Origin of the sequence: Nonomuraea sp. NPDC050153 (assembly GCF_044460125.1) — a bacterium.
Lineage (GTDB): Bacteria > Actinomycetota > Actinomycetes > Streptosporangiales > Streptosporangiaceae > Nonomuraea.
Window position 1 is genome coordinate 240,790 of record NZ_JBITJQ010000012.1, and the last position, 20,747, is coordinate 261,536.

18 protein-coding genes are annotated in these 20,747 nt (G+C 72.0%); 8 read left to right on the forward strand and 10 right to left on the reverse strand.

Annotated features, from left to right (window positions below):
* The first annotated feature begins 75 nt into the window (after positions 1 to 75).
* Both ACIBQ1_RS28870 and ACIBQ1_RS28875 read left to right on the forward strand, forming a co-directional pair.
* Positions 76 to 351: a hypothetical protein gene (locus tag ACIBQ1_RS28870; protein ID WP_397282374.1), complete on the forward strand. Its 276-nt coding sequence runs from the start codon at positions 76 to 78 to the stop codon at positions 349 to 351.
* Between the two features lie 229 nt (positions 352 to 580).
* Positions 581 to 2,410, forward strand: a complete 1,830-nt coding sequence (locus tag ACIBQ1_RS28875) for a transketolase (protein WP_397282376.1) — start codon at positions 581 to 583, stop codon at positions 2,408 to 2,410.
* A 93-nt stretch (positions 2,411 to 2,503) separates the two neighbouring features.
* On the opposite strand, the gene ACIBQ1_RS28880 is transcribed toward ACIBQ1_RS28875, so the two are convergent.
* Both ACIBQ1_RS28880 and ACIBQ1_RS28885 read right to left on the reverse strand, forming a co-directional pair.
* The gene (locus ACIBQ1_RS28880) at positions 2,504 to 3,055 is read right to left on the reverse strand and encodes a ChaB family protein (protein ID WP_397282378.1); all 552 of its coding nucleotides are present in this window, start codon (positions 3,053 to 3,055) and stop codon (positions 2,504 to 2,506) included.
* Between the two features lie 13 nt (positions 3,056 to 3,068).
* Entirely contained in the window at positions 3,069 to 3,350 is a 282-nt protein-coding gene (locus ACIBQ1_RS28885) for a DUF6458 family protein (protein ID WP_397282380.1), read from the reverse strand.
* 38 nt (positions 3,351 to 3,388) lie between these two features.
* Between ACIBQ1_RS28885 and ACIBQ1_RS28890 the strand changes: the two genes are divergently transcribed.
* The 3 genes from ACIBQ1_RS28890 to ACIBQ1_RS28900 all read left to right on the forward strand — a co-directional run bounded on the left by ACIBQ1_RS28890 (position 3,389) and on the right by ACIBQ1_RS28900 (position 7,867).
* The gene (locus ACIBQ1_RS28890; protein ID WP_397282383.1) at positions 3,389 to 3,898 is read left to right on the forward strand and encodes a shikimate kinase; all 510 of its coding nucleotides are present in this window, start codon (positions 3,389 to 3,391) and stop codon (positions 3,896 to 3,898) included.
* A gap of 12 nt (positions 3,899 to 3,910) precedes the next feature.
* A complete protein-coding gene (locus tag ACIBQ1_RS28895) occupies positions 3,911 to 4,465 on the forward strand; it encodes a GNAT family N-acetyltransferase (RefSeq protein WP_397282384.1) in 555 nt (184 codons plus the stop codon).
* Between the two features lie 96 nt (positions 4,466 to 4,561).
* Positions 4,562 to 7,867, forward strand: a complete 3,306-nt coding sequence (locus ACIBQ1_RS28900; RefSeq protein ID WP_397282463.1) for a protein kinase — start codon at positions 4,562 to 4,564, stop codon at positions 7,865 to 7,867.
* Between the two features lie 3 nt (positions 7,868 to 7,870).
* Here ACIBQ1_RS28900 and ACIBQ1_RS28905 read toward each other — a convergent pair whose 3' ends face one another.
* From ACIBQ1_RS28905 to ACIBQ1_RS28915, 3 genes are read right to left on the reverse strand one after another with little or no spacing between them, the layout of a single operon-like run.
* The gene (locus ACIBQ1_RS28905) at positions 7,871 to 9,727 is read right to left on the reverse strand and encodes a protein kinase (protein WP_397282386.1); all 1,857 of its coding nucleotides are present in this window, start codon (positions 9,725 to 9,727) and stop codon (positions 7,871 to 7,873) included.
* A 58-nt stretch (positions 9,728 to 9,785) separates the two neighbouring features.
* Entirely contained in the window at positions 9,786 to 10,787 is a 1,002-nt protein-coding gene (locus ACIBQ1_RS28910) for a hydroxyacid dehydrogenase (protein ID WP_397282388.1), read from the reverse strand.
* Between the two features lie 34 nt (positions 10,788 to 10,821).
* Complete coding sequence (locus ACIBQ1_RS28915) at positions 10,822 to 11,856, reverse strand: substrate-binding domain-containing protein (RefSeq protein WP_397282390.1); 1,035 nt, start codon at positions 11,854 to 11,856, stop codon at positions 10,822 to 10,824.
* A 100-nt stretch (positions 11,857 to 11,956) separates the two neighbouring features.
* Here ACIBQ1_RS28915 and ACIBQ1_RS28920 point away from each other — a divergent pair, with 100 nt between their 5' ends.
* From ACIBQ1_RS28920 to ACIBQ1_RS28930, 3 genes are all read left to right on the forward strand, one after another.
* Entirely contained in the window at positions 11,957 to 13,063 is a 1,107-nt protein-coding gene (locus tag ACIBQ1_RS28920) for a winged helix DNA-binding domain-containing protein (protein ID WP_397282392.1), read from the forward strand.
* Between the two features lie 9 nt (positions 13,064 to 13,072).
* Entirely contained in the window at positions 13,073 to 14,029 is a 957-nt protein-coding gene (locus ACIBQ1_RS28925) for a sugar kinase (RefSeq protein WP_397282394.1), read from the forward strand.
* An 83-nt stretch (positions 14,030 to 14,112) separates the two neighbouring features.
* Entirely contained in the window at positions 14,113 to 14,370 is a 258-nt protein-coding gene (locus ACIBQ1_RS28930) for a dsRBD fold-containing protein (protein WP_355380098.1), read from the forward strand.
* Between the two features lies 1 nt (position 14,371).
* On the opposite strand, the gene ACIBQ1_RS28935 is transcribed toward ACIBQ1_RS28930, so the two are convergent.
* Genes ACIBQ1_RS28935 through ACIBQ1_RS28955 form a run of 5 tightly spaced genes read right to left on the reverse strand, consistent with a single transcriptional unit; the run spans position 14,372 to position 20,738 of the window.
* Positions 14,372 to 15,277, reverse strand: a complete 906-nt coding sequence (locus tag ACIBQ1_RS28935) for a dihydrodipicolinate synthase family protein (protein WP_397282397.1) — start codon at positions 15,275 to 15,277, stop codon at positions 14,372 to 14,374.
* Positions 15,274 to 16,263 (reverse strand): oligopeptide/dipeptide ABC transporter ATP-binding protein, encoded by a 990-nt coding sequence (locus tag ACIBQ1_RS28940; protein WP_397282399.1) that lies wholly within the window; start codon positions 16,261 to 16,263, stop codon positions 15,274 to 15,276. Before ACIBQ1_RS28940 ends, ACIBQ1_RS28935 begins: the two co-directional genes overlap by 4 nt.
* On the reverse strand, positions 16,256 to 18,181 hold the full coding sequence (locus ACIBQ1_RS28945; protein ID WP_397282401.1) for a dipeptide/oligopeptide/nickel ABC transporter permease/ATP-binding protein: 1,926 nt from the start codon (positions 18,179 to 18,181) through the stop codon (positions 16,256 to 16,258). The genes ACIBQ1_RS28940 and ACIBQ1_RS28945 overlap by 8 nt, the downstream gene beginning before the upstream one ends.
* Entirely contained in the window at positions 18,178 to 19,137 is a 960-nt protein-coding gene (locus ACIBQ1_RS28950) for an ABC transporter permease (RefSeq protein ID WP_397282403.1), read from the reverse strand. Before ACIBQ1_RS28950 ends, ACIBQ1_RS28945 begins: the two co-directional genes overlap by 4 nt.
* Positions 19,134 to 20,738, reverse strand: a complete 1,605-nt coding sequence (locus ACIBQ1_RS28955) for an ABC transporter substrate-binding protein (protein ID WP_397282405.1) — start codon at positions 20,736 to 20,738, stop codon at positions 19,134 to 19,136. Before ACIBQ1_RS28955 ends, ACIBQ1_RS28950 begins: the two co-directional genes overlap by 4 nt.
* Positions 20,739 to 20,747: the final 9 nt, after the last annotated feature.

Below are 20,747 nucleotides of genomic sequence, written 5' to 3' on the forward strand. Positions count from 1 at the left end.
AACGTCAATAACCTCTAGGCCGTACCAGGCTTTATCCGGACGTTAGGGGACAAAAAGAACGGGCAGGTGTGCCACATGTCTGATTACAGGGACATGCCGGACGACGGAAAGTGGCACGAGGAGCGGGACGTCAAGGGCCACCCCATGGTGCCCGCGACGCCGCGCGACGTGGCGCACATCAGGGTGGGGTCGTTCTTGCTGGTGTTCCTGTTCGCGTTCGCGGTGCTCGGGATCATCGTCGGGGCGCCCGTCATGACGGGCCTCGCGGTCCTGCTGGCCGTGGCGACGGTGGTGGACATCGCGCTGGCCGTTCGGCGCCAGAAGAGGCGACAGGACGGAGAGGCAGGCTGATTGCGACATGGCACCACTCCGAGGGCGTGTGGTGGTGGTGACGGGTGCTAGCGGCGGACCTCCGGCGCAACCCTCACGCGATGATCGTGATCCCGCCGGGCCCGCGGCCTGCTCGTGGGCATGCCGGAGCTGAGCCGACCGGATGAGCCGGCCGGATGAGCCGGGCCGTCCCCCCGACTTAAGCGGCCCTGAAGGGGTAGGCGCCGGGGAACCGTTTCCCGAGGAGGTCATGATGCCTGAGCGCGATCTTCAGTACCTGGCCGAGCTGGCCGCGCAACTACGGGTCGACTCCGTGCGGGCGGCGGCGGAGGCCGGGTCCGGCCATCCGACCTCGTCGATGTCGGCGGCCGATCTGATGGCCGTGCTCTTCGCGTGCCACCTGCGCTACGACTTCGAGAACCCGGACGACCCCGCCAACGACCACTTGATCTTCTCCAAGGGGCACGCGTCCCCTCTGCTCTATGCGCTCTTCAAGGCGGCGGGGGTCGTCGACGACAAGGAGCTCCTGACGTTCCGCCGGCGGGGCAGCCGTTTGGAGGGGCATCCGACGCCGCGGCTGCCCTGGGTGGACGTGGCCACCGGGTCCCTCGGGCAGGGTCTGCCGGTCGGGGTCGGGGTGGCCATGGCCGGGCGGCTGGAGCGGCTGCCGTACCGGGTGTGGGTGCTCTGCGGGGACAGCGAGCTGGCCGAGGGGTCCATCTGGGAGGCGGCCGAGCACGCGGGCTGCGAGGGGCTGGCCAACCTGACCGCCATCGTGGACGTGAACCGCCTCGGCCAGCGCGGGCCCACCCGGCACGGATGGGACACGGGGGCCTACGCGCGCAGGTTCGGGGCGTTCGGCTGGCACACGATCGAGATCGACGGGCACGATCCCGGGCAGATCGACTACGCGCTCGCCGACGCCCGCAACACGCGCAGGCGGCCGACCGTGATCCTGGCCAAGACGCGCAAGGGCGAGGGGGCCATGGAGGTCGAGAACCGCGAGGGGACCCACGGCAAGCCGCTCAAGGACCCGGGCAAGGCCGTCGAGGAGCTGGGCGGGCAGCGGGACCTGCGCGTCGAGGTGCACAAGCCCGAGGCCGCGGCGGCGCCGCACCGGTTCGAGAGCAGGCCGATGAGCCTGCCGGCGTACAGGGTGGGCGACAGGGTGGCCACGCGGACGGCGTTCGGGGAGGCGCTGGTGGCGCTCGGCGCGGCGCGCGGGAACGTCGTGACGCTGGACGGCGAGGTGGCGGACTCGACCAGGACGGAGGCGTTCGGGAAGGAGTTCCCCGAGCGCTTCTTCGAGATGTACATCGCCGAGCAGCAGCTCGTGGCCGCCGCCGTCGGCCTGCAGGTGCGCGGGTGGAAGCCGTACGCGGCCACGTTCGCGGCGTTCCTGACCAGGGCGTACGACTTCATCAGGATGGCCGGGGTGAGCGGGGCGTCGATCCGGCTCGTGGGGTCGCACGCGGGCGTGTCGATCGGCGAGGACGGGCCCTCCCAGATGGGCCTGGAGGACCTGGCGATACTGCGGGCGGTCTACGGCAGCACCGTGCTCTACCCGTGCGACGCCAACCAGGCCGCGGTGCTGACCGCCGAGATGGCGGACGTCGAAGGCGTCTCCTACCTGCGTACCACGCGCGGGGAGACCCCGGTCGTCTACCCGCCGGGCGAGCGGTTCCCCGTGGGCGGGTCGCGGGTGCTGCGGCAATCGCCCGACGACCGGGCCACGATCGTGGCCGCGGGCGTGACCGTGCACGAGGCGCTCGCGGCGGCGGACGAACTGCGGGACGCCGGGATCCCGGTGGGGGTGATCGACCTGTACTCGGTCAAGCCCGTCGACGCGGCCGCGCTGGTCGAGGCGGCCACCACCACGGGCAACCTCATCACGGTGGAGGACCACCGGCTGGAGGGCGGGCTCGGCGACGCGGTGACGGACGCGGTCAGCGAGCTGGGGCCGCGGGTGGTGAAGCTGGCCGTGACGGGCCTGCCCGGGTCCGCGACGCCCGAGGAGCAACTGGCCGACGCCGGCATCGACCGCCACGCCATCGCCGAAGCGGTCAAGCGGCTCCTGTGACGAATACGCCGACATGAGTGCATAAGTGAGGGCCGACGGGCGAGATGCCCCCGGCCCTCTTGGCGCCGCCCCCTCTGAGCGGGACGCCTCCCGTCAGCGGGCCTTCGTCGTCAGCCTCCTGTTGGCCCTCCTGATCGCGTTCACCAGTTCCTGCTTGGTCATCTTGGACCGGCCGCGCACGTCGAGCTTGGCGGCCATCTTCTGCAGGTACTCCTTGGTGGCGTTGAGGTTGACGCCCTCGGCCGTCTTGGCCGTGCGGGTCATCGCGGCCTTCGCGGTCCGGGTCACGGCTTTGGTGGTCCGGGTCGTCACCCCGGCCTTGCCACCGGTCCGGGTCGCGGCCTTGGTGGTCCGGGTCGTCACCCCGGCCTTGCCACCGGTCCGGGTCGTGGCCTTGGTGGTCCGGGTCGTCCCGGCCCGGCCAGCGGTCCGGTTCATCGTCGCCTTGTCGGTGGGGCCCTTTTTCGGCTCCCAGTGGTCGCCGACCTTCTCGAAGGACCGCTTCATCGCGGCGAACGCGGTCATGTGGGCGCGCCGGCCCTCGCCGTACTCCCGCACGGCGTTGTCGTGCGCCCTGAGCCACGTGTTCTGTGCCTTCTTCGGCGAACGTTTGATGGTCGACGGCAGCTCTTCAACAGCTGGCATGTCGATTCACCTCCTACAGCGGTGGTTCGTCGTAGCGGCGGCGCTCCTCGTAGACGATGGTCCTGCGGGCTTCAGGCTCCTCGTGGACCTCGTGACGGTGAACCGGCTCGTCGGTCGGACCGACCGCCCTACGGGTGACGTTGATCCTGTAGATGCCGAACAGGAGTCCGACGAGGCCGCCGAGCATGAGGATGACCCCCACCACGTTGATGTCGATACCGGCGAGGTCGAACTCGACGGCCCAGGTGAGGATCGCGCCGAGCATGATGAGGATGATGCTTCCGGCGATGGTCATCAGATTTACCTCCTTGACACGAAGGAACCTCTATCCACATGTCGAAAAACAAACCAGTCGTGCTGATCGGGCTGATGGGCTCGGGCAAGACGAGCGCCGGTCGGTTGATCGCGGAGGCGCTCGGGCTGCCGTTCAGCGACAGTGACGCGTTCCTCAAGCAGCGGTACGGCGGCACCGCCGCGCAGCTCGCCGAGCGCGACGGCGCCGACGCCCTGCACCGGTACGAGGCCGACCACGTGCTGCACCAGCTGGCCGGCGAGCCGGTGGTGGTCGCGGCGGCGGCCAGCACGGTCGAGTTCCCCGAGGTGCGCGAGGCGCTGGGCAGAGCGTTCGTGGTGTGGGTGGACGCCTCCGACGAGGTGCTGGCCCGGCGGGTGAAGTCGAGCAGCCATCGCCCCGACTTCGGCCCCGCCGCCATGCGGGCCCGCCGCGAGCCGTTCTTCCGCGAGGTCGCGGACCTGAGGTGCGACGTCGGCGACCTGACGCCCGAGCAGGTGCGGGACGCGACGTTGCGGGAAATGGGTTTGCCCGAGGACGATCGGCACTGATAGCCAGGGGGGATGTTCGCCGAGAAGCCCACCCTGACGGGTGACCGCGTGACCCTGTGCCCGGTCGGCCCCGAGCACGTCGACGGCCTCTTCGAGCTGGTCTCCGATCCCGAGGTGGGCCGCCTGACCGGCTCGCACGGCGAGATCGACCTCGAAGCCGCCCGCCAGTGGTACGCCACCAGGAAGGACCACGCCGACCGGCTCGACCTGGCCATCATGGCGTCCGGCGAATACGTCGGCGAGATCGTGCTCAACGAGCTCGACCCGCACAACCTCGCCTGCAACCTCCGCATAGCGCTCATCGGCGAGCGCGCCTTCGGCAAGGGGTACGGCTCCGAGGCCATCGAGCTGGTCCTCGACCACGCCTTCGCCACGACGCCGCTGCACCGGATCCGGCTGGGCGTCTACGCCTTCAACGAGCGGGCGCGGCACGTGTACAAGAAGGTCGGCTTCGTCGAGGAGGGCGTGGAACGCGACGCCCTGCTGTGGGACGGCGAATGGCACGACGCGGTGCTCATGTCGGTGCTTCGTCACGAATGGCCGACAAGATCCGGAAGCCTGGCATAATGATCATGACGCATGGGTCCCCCGAGGCGCGCGGGGGACCTGTGGCGTCTTTGGGACAACCATTGGGCGGTGCCGTGCATCTAAGCATCAGTGACGATGCGCTTGGTGCCCGGTGACCCCGAGAGGCTTGGCGGCTTCTGGCCGGCGGCCAGACTCGGCGCGGGCGGGCGCGGCGTGGTTTACGACGCGTACGACGACGAGGGCCGCCGCTTCGCGGTGACGGTGCCGCGTGGCGAGGTCGGGCGCCGGTTCGAGCGGGTCACCTGCCCCCATCTGGCGGAGGTGGTCGCCGTCGGCGACGACGAGGGCGTGCCGTACGTGGTGAGCGAATACGTGGACGGACCTGACCTGCGACGTGCGGTCGAGCTGCACGGCCCCTACACGGGCGACGAGCTGGTCGCGCTGGCCGGGGCGCTGGCGAGCGCGCTGAGCGCGCTGCACGAGGCGGGGCTGACGCACCGGGGGCTCAATCCGGAGAGCGTGCTGCTGGCCGCCGACGGCCCCAAGGTGATCGAGCTGGGCGTGCCCGCCGGCGGCACGTACACGTACATGGCTCCCGAGGTCCTGACCGGGCGTGATTCGGGAGCGGCGGCCGACGTGTTCGCGTGGGGCGCGGTGGTGCTGTTCGCCGCCACCGGGGACGATCCGTTCAGCGGGCAGAGCCTGGGCGGGGTCATGCACCGGCTGCTGACCGTCGACCCCGACCTCGGCGCGCTGCCGGAGCCGCTGCGCGAGCTGGTCGGGCGCGCCCTGGCCAAGAACCCCGCCGACCGGCCCGCCGCGCGGGAGCTGCGCGTCGAGAGCCCGGCCGAGGTGCGGCCGCCCGCGGGGCATGCGGGGCCGCGGTCGCTGGGCGAGGTGGCCGAGGAGGCGTACCTGGCGCTCACGCCGCGGCAGCAGGCCGAGGTGCCGGGGCTGCTGCTGCGCCTGCTCGACGGCGACAGCCCGCACGACGAGGGCGACGTGCTCGGCCCGCTCATGGAGGCGGGTCTCCTGGTCCGGCGCAGCGTACGCGTGCCGCCGACCGAGACGCCGGTGGGCAAGCTCGTGGCGGTCAGCGACCAGCGGGTGGCCCCGGCCAGCGCGGCCCTCTACCGGGCCTGGCCCCGGCTGCGCGCCTGGGTCGAGGACGAGCGGGAGAGCATGCAGGCGCACCGGGAGATCCGCGACGCCGCCAGGCACTGGTCCGAGCACCGGCGCGGCAGGAGCCACCTCTTCCGCGGCCCGGCGCTCGACACGGCGCTCGCCTGGGCCGCGACCAAGCGCCGCCATCTGCGCCTCAACCAGCTCGAACGCGACTTCGTCAACGACAGCGTGGCCCTGTCCAAGCAGCGCAGGAGGCTGTTCACCCCCGCGCTGGCGGCGATGGCCGCCGTGCTGGCCATCGCCGTGACGCTCTCCGTGGTGTCCGTGCACGGGCAGAACCAGCTGCGCGGGCAGCTCGTCGAGGCCAACGCGCGGGCCGTGGCCGCCAGGGCGGAGGCGCTGCGGTCGGCGGACCCGCGTACCGCGATGCGGCTGAGCGTGGCCGCCTGGAAGCTGTCGCCGGTGTTCGAGGCGCGGGCGGCGCTGCAGGCCTCGCTGGTGCAGCCGGAGCTGGGGGTGTTCACCGACCCCGCCGCCGACCTGCGGGCGCGCTACCTGCTGCGCGGCGACGAGCTGGTCAAATGGGGCACCGGTACGGTCTCCGTCTGGGACCTGGGCCGCGGCCGGCGGCTCGGCTCGTACGCGCTGCCGGCGGGGAGCGTGCTGAGCGACGACGGGAAGTACGCGGAGGGGGCCGACGGCCGGCCGTTCGAGGTGGCCACGGGGCGCGCGCCCTTAGAGCCGGTCACCTACGCGATCGGCCAGGGCAACAGGACCAGGGTCTACCGGGGCGGGCGGCTGCTGTTCGACGTCGCCGACCGCCAGGTGGCGCTCTCCGCCGACGGGACCAAGGGCGCCTTCTCCAGCCTGAGCGGGCGGGTCGAGCTGTGGGAGCTGGCCGGGCGGACCAGGACCGGCGTGGTCACGGTCCGGCCGCCCACCGGCGCGGACGCGGCGGCGCCCGCCCTGGCGTTCAGCCCCGACGGGGCCACGCTGGCCATCGCCGGGCGCGACGGGGTCACGCTCGTGGCGGCCAGGACCCCGAGCCCCGTCACCCCGAAGCAGGCGGCCACGCCGAACCCCACGGCGTCCGGATCGCCCGAGATGTTCCGGGCGAACGACGGCATGACCCGCGAATCGGTGCGTGGCGTCGAGGTGGTCGGAGCCGACAGCCTGGGGCACACCTCGGCCGACCCGCCCGCTTTCAGCCCCGACGGGCGCCTGCTCGCCCTGCCGGGCGACGGCGAGGTCCGGGTCTGGAACGTCGCCGAACGCCGCCTCGCGGGCGCCTACCCGCTCAGGAACCCCGAGCGCGGCCTGGTCTTCTCCGCCGACGGCCACTTGCTGCGCTACCTGAGCGGCACCGGCTCCGTCGTCTCGCTCGACGTCGCGGGGCTGCCCGTGCCGTCCGATGCCCCTTCCGCCGCCTTCTCCGGCAACGGGCGGGTCGCCGCCAAGGAGGTCGGCGACTCCATCGAGCTCACCGACACCGTGGAGCGCAAGCGGCTCGGCCGCATCGCCGCCGCCGGCGACCTGGCCTTCGACGCCGACGGCCGGCTGCTCGCCGTCGCGGGCGACCCGGTCACCGTGTGGGAGGTGACGACCAGCAGGCGGGTCGCCGCCATCGACGCGGGCGGCGACGTGCTCGCCGTGGCGCTCTCCCCGGCCGGCGACACGCTGGCCACCGCGCGCGGCAGGACCCTGGAGACCTGGGACGTGCGCAAGGGGAAGCGCATCAAGGCGTACGAGGGCGCGGGCGACCTGGCGATGGCCTTCAGCCCCGACGGCTCGACGCTGGCCGCCGGCGCCAAGCTCGTCGACCTGCGCACCGGCGCGATCACCCCGCTCGACCTCGACCGGTCCGCCGATCCCGGCGAGGACCCGCCCGCGCCGACCGCGCTCGCCTTCTCCCCCGACGGCCGCACGCTGGCGTTCGGGCTGGAGGGCGGGCACGTGCTCCTCTGGGACGTACGCAAGCGGAAGCCGCGGGGCACCATCCAGACGGGGACGGCCCCGGTGGACGAGCTGCGCTTCTCCCCCGGCGGCGACCTGCTGGCCATCGACGCCGCCCGCACCTCGCTCTGGGACGCCGGCACGATGCGGGAGGTCGGCCAGGCCGGCTCGTGGGCCGCCGGACCGGCCTTCACCCAGGACGGCAAGCGGCTGCGCGGCGTCGGGCTCGACGGCACCGTACGCGAGAGCCCGGTCGATCCCACGCTGGCGGCGCAAGAGGTGTGCACCAGGGCGGGCGGGTCGCTGAGCAGGGCGGAGTGGAGCCGGTTGATCCCGGAAAGCGGATACCAGAAGGTCTGCTGACGCTCAGTCGCTCGGGTAGGTCCTGACCACCTTGCCCTGGAGGTTGGCGACCAGGTAGCCCGAGCGGTAGTCGTCGGACGCGTAGACGAGCAGCACCTGGCGCGGGTTGGCGAACGCGTAGTCGGGGTCCACGATCAGGTACCGCGTCGTCGGCTTGGGGACGCCGAGGCCCTTGTTCGCCTTCCTCAACAGGGCGGGGAGGGCCTCCCAGTTGTACTTCTGCAGGTCCACGACGGGGGTGCTCACCTTGCCGCCGGCGCTCGAGCGGGTGATCTCGCCGTCGCGGTAGTAGTACGTGTCGTAGAGCTCCTTGTCCTTCCTGAGGGGTGCCTCGATCGAGGCGTACGTGGGGTACACGGTCATCCTGACGACCTTGGTGCCGCCGAGCTCGGACTTGATCTTGGCGATCAGCGCCCGCATTCCCGAAGCGGTGTGCAGGTTGCCCGGCGTGGCGGGCGTACTGGCTCTCGGGGACTCGGAATCCTCGGGATCGGCGACCTCCCGCGAGGTGGACGGCGTCGTCGGGTCGTCCCTCGTGGTGCGCTTGGCCTGGGAGGGGACCAGCTGCCACACCAGCACGCCCGCCACCGTGACCGCGACGACCGACGCCACGACGCCCACGATGCGGCCGCCGCCGCTACGACGGCGGCGCGAGTTCACGGTGGTCGCCTTGGGGATCGGCGCCGGGCCCCACGGGGGCTGCTGCGGCGCGTGCCCGTACCCGGGCGGCATGGTGTGCCCGGACGCCGGCGGGCCTGTGTGACCGGCCACAGGGGGCCCCGTGTGACCGGCCATGGGCGGCACCGTGTGGGCGCCGTGCGGCCCGGACGGCGCCGTGCCCATCGCGGGGCCCATCGCGGGGCCCATCGCGGGGCCCATCGCGGGGCCCATCGCGGGGCCCATCGCGGGGCCCATCGCGGGGCCCATCGCGGGGCCCATCGCCGGGCCAGGACCCATGACAGGACCCATCGGGGCGGGGCCCGGCATGACCGGGCCGGGCGCGGCGGGCATCGGGGGCGGCGCCGCGCCGGGGTCGGCCGCCGCGGCGAGCATGCGGTCGAGGCTTTCGGCGTCGGGGCGGGCCGCCGGGTCGCGTCTGAGCAGCGCGCTCAGCACGGGGCCGAGCGCGCCGGCGCGCTCCGGCGGCGGCACCTCCTGGTTGAGCACGGCGGCCAGGGTCGCCAGCGTGGTGCTCCTGCGCAGCGGGTGCCGCCCCTCCACCGCCACGTACAGCATCATGCCGAGCGACCAGAAGTCGGAGGCCGGGTCGCCCTCGACGCCGTTGATGCGCTCGGGCGCCATGTACTCGGGCGAGCCGATGAACGACCCGGTGGCCGTCAGGCTCGTGGACTCGCGTACCGCCGCGATGCCGAAGTCGGTGAGCACCGAGCGGCCGTCCTCGCGTAACAGGACGTTGGCGGGCTTGACGTCGCGGTGCTGGATGCCGACGGCGTGCGCGGCCCGCAGCGCGGACAGGACCTCCCGGCCCAGGCGCGCCACCTCGTGCGGCGGCATCGGCCCGCGCTGGATGCGGTCCTGGAGCGAGCCGCCCGTGACCAGCTCCATGACGATCCAGGGGTAGCCCTGCTCGCCGGGGTCGACGATGTGGTGGATGGTGGCCACGTGCGGGTGGTTCAGCCGGGCCAGGGCGCGGGCCTCGCGCAGCACCCTGGCACGCAGCTCGTAAGCGCCCGCCGGGTCCTGCTCCTGCTCATCCAGGGAGGGCTCGCGCGTGCGTACCTCCTTGAGCGCGACCTCGCGGTGCAGGGCCACGTCCCAGGCTCGCCACACCAGGCCCATGCCCCCGCCACCGAGCCGCTCCGTGAGCTCGAAGCGGCCGTCGATCACGCGTCTGTGCATGCAGAGCAGCGTAGGGCCGACCCGGTGCCCGCGCCATCGGACCCCGGCAGTACGGGCATTATGCGCTTATCGCCAGCGACTCCGCTTCGACGCCGTACCGGAACGGCAGGCCCTGGGCGTACCTGGTCAGCTCGTCGAGCGCCTGGTGGGCGAGGCGGGAAAGCTCGCCGCCGAGCGACCCGGCGATGTGCGGGGTGAGCAGGACGTTCGGGAGGTCGAAGAGGGGCGAGTCGGCGGGCAGCGGGTCGGGCTCGGTCACGTCGATCACCGCGTACAGCCGCCCGCCGGCCAGTTCGGCGACGAGCGCGTCCTGGTCGACGAGCGCGCCCCTGGCGGTGTTGATCAGCGTGGCGCCGTCGCGCATGCGGGCCAGGCGGGCCGCGTCGATGAGGTGCCGGGTCTCCGGGAGCGAAGGCGCGTGCAGGCTGACCACGTCGCACCGCTCGATCAGCTCGTCCAGCCCGACGTGCGGCACGCCCAGGTCCTCCGTCAGGTACGGGTCCGCGACGAGCACGTCGAGCTCGAACGGCCGCAGCAGCTCGATCACCCGGCGGCCGATCCTGGAGGCCCCGACGATGCCGACCGTGCGCCGGTAGTTGCCGAACCCGGGGAAGCGGCCTTCCGCGTCGATCCGCGTCCGCTGCTCGCGGTAGAGCCCGGCGATGTCGAGCACGCGCTTGTTGGCGAACAGGATCGAGGCCAGCGTGAACTCGGCCACCGGCTCGGCGTTGGCCGCCGCCGCGGACGACACGAGGAGGCCGCGCTCCCAGCACGCCTCGGTGACGTGGTGCTTCACGGTGCCGGCGGCGTGCACGATCGCGCGCAACCTGGGCGCCCTGGCCAGCACGTCCGCGGTGACGGGCGGGCACCACCAGCTCGTGTAGAGCACCTCGGCGCCGGCCAGCGCCTCGGCCACGGCCGGGTCGGCGAAGTCCTCGGCCACCAGGCCGGGATCGACGTCGGCGATGCCGGCCAGCCGGTCGCGCACCTCGCCGGTGACGAGCCGGGCCGCCACCGGTCGCCCCATGGCCAGCAGCGTCTTCGGCCGTGATTCGCTCATATCGCTCCCCCCGCAATCAATACGATCGAATCGATCATAACGAAGGGGGTCCGGACGACTCGCGGGGCCTGAGCTCGGGCAGCAGCGCCAGATGGCGGCCGACCGGGGCGGCGCCCGCGCCGAGCCGGGCGACCAGCAGGTCCACCGCGCAGCGCCCGACCTCCTCCTTCGGCGGCGCCACGGCGGTGAGCGAGGGCGAGCAGAACGCGGCCACCTCGTCGTCGTAGGCGACCAGCGACACCTCGCCCGGGATGTCCACGCCGGCCGCGCCCAGGTACCTGACCAGCGTGAGCGCGTCCTCGTCGTTGTGCACGAGCAGGCCCGTCACGCCCCGCTCGCGCACCAGGCGCAGCACGCCCGCCACGAGCTCGTCCGTGCGGTCCCGGTCGATGACGATCTCCGCGGGGGCGTCCAGGCCCAGCGCCGAGGCGCCCGCCAGCAGGCCCGCCCTGATCCCGGGCGTGGTCGGGCTGGGGCAGGCGACGAGCGCGACCCCGCGGTGGCCCAGCCCGGCCAGGTGGCGCACGGCGAGGTAGGCGCCGTGGGCGTGGTCGGAGGCGACCGCGTCGAGCGTGGCGGCCGGGCCCGCCGGCTCGGCCCGGCGCTCCACCAGCACGGCCGGGACGCGCAGCCCGGCCAGCCACTCCGCGTGGGAGTCGTCGGGCTGCCTGCTCGGGGTGAGCAGCAGGCCGTCGATGCCGTCCTTGACGAGCTGGCGCACCTGGGCGCGGTCCTCGGCGTCCTCGTAGCGGGAGATGCCGAGCACGAGCCGCGCCCCGGCCCTGGCCGCCTGCTCCTGGGCGCCCTTGATCACGGCCGGGTAGTAGTAGTGCGCGGTCGGTACGAGCATGCCGATGGTCAGCCCGGCGGCTCGCGGGGCGGGAGCCTCGGCGGGCAGCGTGACGCCGCCGTGCACCCTGGTGAGCAGGCCCTGGGCGGCCAGGTGCTCGACGTCCCTGCGCAGCGTGACGGCGGAGACCCCCAGCGCCTCGGCCAGGTCGGCCACCCGGGCCGAGCCGCGGTCGCGGACCTGGCGGAGGATGAGCCTGTGACGCTGCTCGACGGACATGATTCCGATCCTATGCCTTTCGAAATGATCGTTTTGATTTCGTTCGATCAGCGTGCCATTGCGGCCGGTAACAGACCGCAATAACCCCTACCTTTGGACCATGGATCCGCTCATCAGCCGCAGAGCGCTCAACCGGGCCACGCTCGACCGGCAGCACCTGCTGCGCCGCACCGGCAGCACCGTGATCGAGGTCGTCGAGCGCCTCGGCGGGCTTCAGGCGCAGACCCCGCACACCTGGTACACCGGCCTGTGGAACCGCGTCGAGGACTTCGAACCCGCCGACGCCGCCGATCTGCTGCTCTCGCGCGAGCTCGTCCGCATCGCGCTGCAGCGCGGGACGATCCACCTCGTCACCGCCCGCGACTGCCTGGCCATCCGGCCGCTGCTGCAGCCCGCCATCGGGCGCATGACCAGGTCGACGTTCGGCAAAAGGCTGGAGGGAGTCGATCTGGACGAGCTGACGGCGGCCGGGCGGGAGCTGCTGGAGGAGCGGCCCATGACGTTCGCCGAGCTGGGAGCGAAACTGGCCGAGCGGTGGCCGTCGAACGATCCGCACGCGCTCGGCCAGGGCGTGCGGTGGCTGGTGCCGCTCGTGCAGGTGCCGCCCCGGGGCCTGTGGGGCAGGAGCGGGCCCGTCGCGCACACGAGCGCCGAGTCCTGGCTGGGCTTCGAGGCGCCGCCGATGACCCCGGCCGAGCTGGTGCTGCGCTACCTCGCGGCCTTCGGGCCCGCGTCGGTGATGGACGTGCAGACGTGGTCGGGGCTGACCCGGCTGGGCGAGGTGGTGGAGTCGCTCGACCTGGTCCGCTTCAGGGACGAGTCCGGCCTGATCATGTACGACCTCCCCGACGCCGCGCGGCCCGGCGAGGACACCCCGGCGCCGGTACGGCTGATGTACGACTTCGACAACCTGTTCCTGTCGCACGCCGACCGCTCCCGCGTCATCGACGACACGGGACGGGCCGCCATCCAGGGCTTCGTGGGCACGAACGTGGTGCCACGCGTCATCCTGGTGGACGGCTTCACCGCCGGGGACTGGACGGTCGCCCGCGCCAAGGGCACCTCCACGCTCACCGTCCACCAGTGGACGCAGATCGCGGTGCTGGACGAGGTCGAGGCGGAGGCGCGGAGGCTGCTGGAGTTCCTGGCCCCGGGCGACGAACACGAAATCTCGATCTCCGACAAGCCGTCCAAGCCCGGACACTAGGCTGCAGCCATGCACAAACCGGTGATCGACCTTGTGACTTTCGGCGAGACCATGGCGTTGTTCGCCGCCCGCCGTACCGGGCCGCTGCGCTTCGCCCGCGATTTCGACCTGGGCCTGGGCGGCGCCGAGTCCAACGTCGCCATCGGCGTGGCCCGGCTGGGGCACGGCGTGACCTGGGTCGGCAGGGTCGGCGCCGACGAGTTCGGCGACCTCATCCGCGCCACGCTCGCGGGCGAGGGCGTGGACGTGCGGGCCATCCCCGATCCCGGCGCGCCGACCGGGTTGATGATCAAGGGCAGGCGCACCGCCGACCTCATCGACGTGCGTTACTACCGCAAGGGCAGCGCCGGTTCACGATTGAGCGCCGCCGACCTCGACGCCGGGCTCATCAGGTCGGCCAGGGTGCTGCACGTCTCCGCGATCACGCCCGCGCTCTCGGAGTCCGCGCGCGAGGCCGTACGGCACGCCATCGCCGAGGCCCGGGCCGCCGGGGTGCTCGTCTCCCTGGACGTCAACTTCCGCAAGGCGCTCTGGACGCCCGAGGAGGCCGGGGCGTGGCTGCGCGAGACGGTCGGGAACGTGGACGTGCTGTTCGCGACCGAGGCCGAGGGCCGGCTGATCGCCGACGTGGAAGGCCCCGAAGAGCTGGCCAAGGCGCTGGCGGCGCTCGGTCCGCGGCACGTGCTGGTCAAGTTCGGCGCGAGGGGCGCGATGGAGCTGTCGGAGGGCGTCGTGTGGCGGGCGGAGCCGTACCGGGTGACGGAAGTGGACTCCGTGGGAGCCGGGGACGCCTTCGCGGCCGGGTGGCTGGCGGACTGGCTGGCCGGGGCGGAGCCCGCGGAGCGGCTCAGCACGGCCTGCGCGGCGGGGGCGTTCGCGGTGACCTCGCAAGGCGACTGGGAGAGCCTGCCGCGCCGGGCGGACCTGAGCCTGCTGCGGCGGCCCGCCGACGGCGTGGACAGATGACCGGCGACAGGCCCGAACAGGCACCCTGACCTTTACCTTTGGGCTCATACGAGAGACCCTCGAAGGTAGGGAGGTGGTCCTCCATGGAGTACAAACAGTGGAACATACAGATCTGGATCAGTGAGGACGACGAGGACGCCGTGACCACGGCCACGGCGGTGCTGTTCACCGCGGACGGCAAGCGGCACGAGAGCGTGGCGCACGCCCGACGCAACCCCGGCGACCGGCCGGTCCCGGGGATCGGGGACGAGCTGGCCGCCGGGCGGGCCCTGTCGGTGCTGGCCTCGAAGTTGATCGAGGACGGCGCTGACGACGTGGCCCAGCTGGCCGGAACGGCATAGCTCAGAGCAGTCCGGCGGCAGCCAGGAGCTTGCCGATCCGGCCGACCTCGTCGTCGTTGAGCGGAATCTGCGGGAGCGCGGTGATCGGGCAGTCGATGACGCCGCGTAGGTGGAGTGCGGCCTTGAAGGCCCCGAGGCCTGACGAGCTGCCACCCATGCGTGAACCGCCTACACGGACTATCTCGAACAGCCTGACCAGGCGCTCCTGCTCCGCTCTGGCCGCCTGCCAGTCGCCCCGGGACGCGCACCGGTAGAGCTCGACGTATCCCTGCGGGTCCACGTTGCCCAGGCCGGGCACCACGCCGTCCGCGCCCATCCACAGCGCCGAGTCCACGGTCACCTCGGACCCGGTGAGCACGCTGAAGGGCGCCTCGCGGCCCAGGATGACCTGCCGCAGACCGCCGTCGTCACCGCTGGAGTCCTTCACTCCGGCCAGCGCTCCCTCGGCGGCCAGCCCGAGCAGCAGTTCGGCGCTCAGTTTCGTGTGCACGGAAACCGGCAGGTCATACGCGTAGACCGGCAGACCGCCCCGCGCGGCGATGGTCCGGAAATGGGTGCGGATCTCGTCCGGATGGGTACGCGTGTAGAACGGCGCGGTCGCCACCAGCCCCGACGCCCCGGCCCCGGCCGCGACCCGCACGTGTTCGAGCACGCGCGGCGTCGTCATGTCGATCACCCCGGCCAGCACCGGCACCTGCCCGCCCACGTGGCCGACCACGGTGTCCAGCACCACCCGCCGCTGCGCGTCCGTCAGGTACGCCACCTCCGACGACGACCCCAGCACGAACAGCGCGTCCACACCCCCTTCCAGCAGGTGGTCGACCAGCCGGACCAGCGAGGCGGCGTCCACCTCATAGTCAGGGGTCAAAGGGGTGCAAACCGGGGGGATGACACCGGTCAAAGTCATACACGCTCCTGGATCAGCTCTACGTCGGTCGCTCCCGCCGCCACCGGGTGGTGGCAGTGGAAGAGGTGGTCGCCTTCGGTCTGCGCCGCGGGCCAGTCCTCGGCACAGAGGTGATCTGCCCGCCAGCAGCGGGTGCGGAACGGGCAGCCGCTCGGCGGCTTGGTGGCGGAGGGCACCACGCCCACGAGCGGGATCGGGTTGATGGGCGAGATCAGACCCGGGGTCGCGGAGAACAGGGCCCGCGTGTACGGGTGGCGGGCGCCCATCGGCACGGCCTTCGCGGGCGCCTGCTCGACGATCCTGCCGAGGTACATGGTGACCACGCGGTCACTCATCCTGCGTACCGTCTGGATGTCGTGCGAGACGAACACCAGCGCGAGCCCGAGCCGCTCCTTCAGGTCGAGCAACAGGTTGAGGATCTGGGCACGGACCGACACGTCGAGCGCGCTGGTGGGCTCGTCGGCCACGACCAGCTCGGGTTCGAGCGCGAGCGCCCTGGCCACGGCCACGCGCTGGCGCTGCCCGCCGGACAGCTGGCTGGGCAGCGCGTCGGCGGCGCTGGCGGGCAGGCCCACCAGGTCGAGCAGCTCGCGTACGCGGGCGTCGCGCTCGGCGGGGGTGCCGCGGCGGTGCACGTTGAGCGGGTCGCGCAGCACCTGCCTGACGGGCAGGCGGCGGTTGAGCGCCGTGGACGGGTCCTGGAAGATCATCCCGACGCTCGAACCGATCAGCGCGCGCCGCTCGGCCTCCTTCAGCGCCCACAGGTCCTTGCCGCGGAAGCTCACGGTGCCCTGGGTGGGCCGTTGCAGGCCGACCAGCACCCTGGCCAGCGTGGACTTGCCGCAGCCCGACTCGCCCACGACCCCGACCGTCTCGCCGGGGCTCACCCCGAGGTCGGCCGCGGTCAGCGCGTGGACGCGGTCCCGCGAGAACAGGCCGCCCGAGCGGGCCTTGTGCACGACGTGCACGTTCTTCAGCTCAAGCACGCTGCTCACTCCCTACGAGCGCCGGATGATGGCAGGCCACCGCGTGCGTGGTGTCCCCCGTCAGCACCGGAGCCTCGGTACGGCACACGTCCGTGGCCATGGGGCACCGGTCGGCGAACCGGCAGCCGGGCGGGAAGTCGGCCGGGGCGGGCACCACGCCGGGGATCTGCGTGAGCCGTTCGGCGCCCGACTCCAGCGACAGCACCGAGCCCAGCAGGCCGCGGGCGTAGTGGTGGGCGGGCGCTCCGACCAGGGTCGCCGTGGCGCCGGTCTCGACGATCTGGCCGCCGTACATGACGACCACGCGGTCGGTGACGTCGGCGACCAGCGCGAGGTCGTGCGAGACGAGGATCAGCGCGAACCCCAGCTCCTCGCGCAGCTTCAGCAGCAGCTCGATGACCTGCGCCTGGACGGTGACGTCGAGCGCGGTGGTGGGCTCGTCGGCGACGATCAGCTTCGGGTCGCGCGACAGCGCCATCGCGATCAGCACCCGCTGCCGCTGCCCGCCCGACAGCTCGTGGGGATAGGCGGACAGGGTGCGGCGGGCGTCGAGGCCGACCAGTTCGAGCAGCTCGGCGGGGGTGCGCCGGCCGCCCCTGCGGGTGAGCTGCTTGAGCTGGGCCTTGATCGTCATGGCCGGGTTCAGGGACGAGAGGGCGTCCTGGTAGATCATCGCCATCTCGTGGCCGAGCAGGCGGCGGCGGGCGCGGCGCGACTCCGAGAGCAGCTCGCGCTGGTCGAAGCGGACGTGCCCGCTGACGCGGGCCTCGCGTGGTTGCAGGCCCATGATGGTCAGCGCGGTCAGCGACTTGCCGCAGCCCGACTCGCCGACCAGGCCGAGCACCTCGCCCGGGTGCACCTCGAAGCCGATGCCGTCCACGATGTCCACACCGTCCGCGAACCCGATCCGCAGCCGTTCCACCGTGAGGATCGGCGGCCCCTGCGGGAGCGGGCGGGCGCGCTCGGCCAGCCTGCGGGCGGCCTCGGCCAGCCCCGGCAGCTCGACGACCTCGCCGGACCCGGGCCTGGCCCGCTCGAACGCGTCGTCCTTCTTCGGGACGATTTTGCGGGCGGCGGGCGCGGCCCAGGCGTCGGAGATGCCTTCCGAGAGGATGTTGAGCGCGAGCACGGTCAGCAGGATCAGCAGGCCGGGGAAGACCGTGGCCCACCAGCCGCCGAGCAGCACCAGGTTCTTGCCGTCGGCGATGACGCTGCCCCAGGAGGGGTTCGGCGGGCGGACGCCGGCGCCGATGAACGACAGCGACGCCTCGAACACGATCGCGTCGGCCACCATGACCGTGCAGAAGACGAGCACCGGCGCCGCGCAGTTGATCGCGACGTGCTTGACGACGATGTACGGCGTGCGCGCCCCGATGATCCGCTCGGCCGCCACGTAGTCCTCGCCGTACTGGGCGATCACGTTGGCCCGCACGACCCTGGCCACGGACGGCATGTACAGGAAGGCCATGGCCATGACCAGCACCGGGATGCTGCCGCCGAACACCGCCACCAGCACGGCCGCCAGCGCGATGCCGGGGAAGGCCATGATGATGTCGAGCAGGCGCATGATGGTCTCGTCCACGGCCCTGCGCGAGGTGGCCGCGGTCGCGCCGACGATCGCCCCGGCCACCAGGGCGAGCCCGGTCGCGCCGAGGCCGATGATCAGCGACCAGCGGGCCCCGTACAGGAGTCTGGACAGGATGTCGCGGTTGGCGCTGTCGAGGCCCATCCAGTGCGCGGCCGACGGGCCGCCACCCGTGGCCTCCTGGACGTACGGCGAGTGCGGCGCGAGCCACGGCGCCAGCAGCGCGCCCAGCACGACCACGGCGACGATGCCGACCGCGACCCACGACAGGGGCTTGAGGCGGCGCAGGCCGGCGCCCGGCCGGGAGAGCCGCTCCGTCAGTCCACGTCTCATGCGGCGCTCCTGAGGCGGGGGTTGACCAGCAGGTAGAGGATGTCCACGACCAGGTTGACGACCATGAAGCCGACCGCGATGGTCAGCACCACGCCCTGGACGACGGCCGGGTCGCCGTTGAGCACGGCGCTGATCATGAGCTGGCCCATGCCGGGCAGGCCGTAGATGGTCTCGATGACCACGGTGCCGCCGATCAGGTAGCCGATGCGCAGGCCGAGCACGGTCAGCGGGGTGATCAGGGCGTTGCGCAGCACGTTCCTGCCGACGACCACGATCGGCGGCAGGCCGCTGCCGACCGCGGTACGCACGTAGTCGCGGTCCAGCTCCTCCACCATCGAGGTGCGGATGATGCGGGTGAGCTGGGCGGCGATCGGCAGCGACAGCGACAGGGCGGGCAGCGTCATCGACTGCAGCCACCCGGCCGTGGAGTCGGCCGGGTTGATGTAGCCGCCTGTCGGGAACAGGCCCTGGCCGACGGCCAGGTACTGGATCATCAGCAGTGCCAGCCAGAACGACGGCGCCGCCACCCCGATCAGCGACACCACGCGGATCATCTGGTCGGGCCAGCGGTCGCGGAACAGCGCCGCGGTGACGCCGAACACCAGCGACAGCACCACCGCGACGGCCAGGCCCAGGAAGGTGAGCTGCAGCGTCAGCGGCAGCGCGGTCGTGATGGAGTCCACCACCGGCTGCTTGGTGAGCACGCTGGTGCCCATGTCGCCCTGGGCCAGGTCCGCGACGAACCGGACATAGCGCAGGGGCAGCGGGTCCAGCAGGCCGTTCTCGAGCTGGAACTGGTGGATCTGCTCGGGGGTCGGGTTCGCGCCCTGGAAGTACGCGTACTCCGGCTTGCTGTTGGAGAAGCGCATCACGACGAAGACGAACGCGACCACGCCGAGCAGCAGCGGGATCAGCATGAGGAGCCGCCGCAGCAGCATCCTGGCGACGAGCGTCATGTCCTCTTGGCCTGCAGCAGGTTGATGCCCGGGTAGGGCTGGGCACGGATGCCGGACAGCTTCTTCGGGTCCCAGGCGGTCATCAGCTCGTTGTGCACGACCGGATAGAGGATCGCCTGCTCGGCCACGAAGTCCAGATATTTGTGGATCAGCTCGGTCCGCTTGGCCTTGTCGGTCTCCTTGCTGGCCTCGTCCATCATCGCGAACAGCTTCTTGGCGTCCGCGCTGCCGTCCCAGTGGCTGTACTTCATCCACAGGCCGCCGGGCACGTAGTTGTAGTGCAGGATGAGGTCGGCGTCCATGCCGAACTGGTTGGGGTTCGAGGCGGCGGCGACCGCCTGGTAGTCCTGGAACTGGTCCATCTTGGCGAACAGCGCGGCCGTGTCCTGCGGCTCCAGCGTCGTCTTGATCCCGATGGCCTCCCAGGAGGCGGCGATCGTGGGCAGGCAGTCCGCGATCCAGCTCACGTTCACGGCCATGAGGTTGATCGTGAGGTCCTTCACGCCAGCCTCGGCCAGCAGCGCCTTGGCCTTGTCCGGGTCGTAGTCGTAGACGACCGAGGCCCGCTTGTAGTCGGGGTTGCCCTCGTTGAGGAAGGAGCTGGAGGCCGTGCCGTGGCCCTTGAGCGCCACGTCGATCATCTTCTGCTTGTCGATCGCGTAGTGCAGGGCCTGGCGGACGCGTACGTCGTCGAACGGTTTGGCGCCCGTGTTGAACATCAGGAACATGTGGTTCATGCCCTTGCCGCCCTCGACCGTCAGGCCCTGCTGCTTGAGCTGGTCGACGTTGGCGTACGGGATGTTGTCGGCGATCTGCGCCTCGGCCGAGCCGCCGGAGATCTTGGCCACGCGGGCGGCGGCGTCCACGATCGTCAGCCAGTTCATCTTCTTGGCCGTGGCCGGGCGCGGGCCGTTGTAGCCGTCGAACGCCTCGAAGGTGGTGTTGGACTTGGGGTTGTGGGCGGTCTGCTTGTAAGGCCCCGAGCCCATCGTCATGCCGCTCTTGGCCTTGTCCCACGCGCCCGCCTGGCTGAACACGTGCTTGGGCAGGATCTTGGCGATGGTCAGCCTGGGTGCCGCGTCGGGGAAGGGGAACTTGAAGACCAGCTCGACGTTCTTGTCGTCGACCTTCTTCACCTCCTGGAGCCAGGACTTGAAGAAGTTGCCGGCCAGGACGTTTTCCGGGCCCAGGATCCGCTCGAAGGTGAACACCACGTCGTCGGCGGTGACCGGCCGGCCGTCGTGCCACTTGGCGCCGTCCCTGAGCGTGAACTTCCAGGAGGTCGCGTTCAGGTCGGCGGGCAGGGCGGTGGCCAGGGCCGGGTACGGCTCGCGCGTGATCGGGTCGGTGTCGAGCAGCCCCTCGTAGATGTGGTTGATCCCCGCCATCGCGAACGCCGACGCCGTCTGCGTCGGGTCCCAGCTCTGGTCGTTTCCGTATCCGATGACTGCGGTGATCAGGTCCTTGTTGGATCCGGCGCCGACCGATCCGGTCGAGGCCGGGCCGCCGGAACATGCGGAAAGTGTCGCCGCGACGAACGCCGCCGCACCCGTCGCCCCGCTGTAACGCAGGAAGTCGCGGCGGCTGAACTCAGAGCTCACGGATGCCTC

Bases quoted from the DNA above. Each gene is read 5' to 3' on its own strand.
- ACIBQ1_RS28870 (WP_397282374.1), top strand. From the start codon at position 76: ATGTCTGATTACAGGGACATGCCGGACGACGGAAAGTGGCACGAGGAG.
- ACIBQ1_RS28875 (WP_397282376.1), top strand. From the start codon at position 581: ATGATGCCTGAGCGCGATCTTCAGTACCTGGCCGAGCTGGCCGCGCAA.
- ACIBQ1_RS28880 (WP_397282378.1), bottom strand. From the start codon at position 3,055: ATGCCAGCTGTTGAAGAGCTGCCGTCGACCATCAAACGTTCGCCGAAG.
- ACIBQ1_RS28885 (WP_397282380.1), bottom strand. From the start codon at position 3,350: ATGACCATCGCCGGAAGCATCATCCTCATCATGCTCGGCGCGATCCTC.
- ACIBQ1_RS28890 (WP_397282383.1), top strand. From the start codon at position 3,389: ATGTCGAAAAACAAACCAGTCGTGCTGATCGGGCTGATGGGCTCGGGC.
- ACIBQ1_RS28895 (WP_397282384.1), top strand. From the start codon at position 3,911: ATGTTCGCCGAGAAGCCCACCCTGACGGGTGACCGCGTGACCCTGTGC.
- ACIBQ1_RS28900 (WP_397282463.1), top strand. From the start codon at position 4,562: ATGCGCTTGGTGCCCGGTGACCCCGAGAGGCTTGGCGGCTTCTGGCCG.
- ACIBQ1_RS28905 (WP_397282386.1), bottom strand. From the start codon at position 9,727: ATGCACAGACGCGTGATCGACGGCCGCTTCGAGCTCACGGAGCGGCTC.
- ACIBQ1_RS28910 (WP_397282388.1), bottom strand. From the start codon at position 10,787: ATGAGCGAATCACGGCCGAAGACGCTGCTGGCCATGGGGCGACCGGTG.
- ACIBQ1_RS28915 (WP_397282390.1), bottom strand. From the start codon at position 11,856: ATGTCCGTCGAGCAGCGTCACAGGCTCATCCTCCGCCAGGTCCGCGAC.
- ACIBQ1_RS28920 (WP_397282392.1), top strand. From the start codon at position 11,957: ATGGATCCGCTCATCAGCCGCAGAGCGCTCAACCGGGCCACGCTCGAC.
- ACIBQ1_RS28925 (WP_397282394.1), top strand. From the start codon at position 13,073: ATGCACAAACCGGTGATCGACCTTGTGACTTTCGGCGAGACCATGGCG.
- ACIBQ1_RS28930 (WP_355380098.1), top strand. From the start codon at position 14,113: ATGGAGTACAAACAGTGGAACATACAGATCTGGATCAGTGAGGACGAC.
- ACIBQ1_RS28935 (WP_397282397.1), bottom strand. From the start codon at position 15,277: ATGACTTTGACCGGTGTCATCCCCCCGGTTTGCACCCCTTTGACCCCT.
- ACIBQ1_RS28945 (WP_397282401.1), bottom strand. From the start codon at position 18,181: ATGAGACGTGGACTGACGGAGCGGCTCTCCCGGCCGGGCGCCGGCCTG.
- ACIBQ1_RS28950 (WP_397282403.1), bottom strand. From the start codon at position 19,137: ATGACGCTCGTCGCCAGGATGCTGCTGCGGCGGCTCCTCATGCTGATC.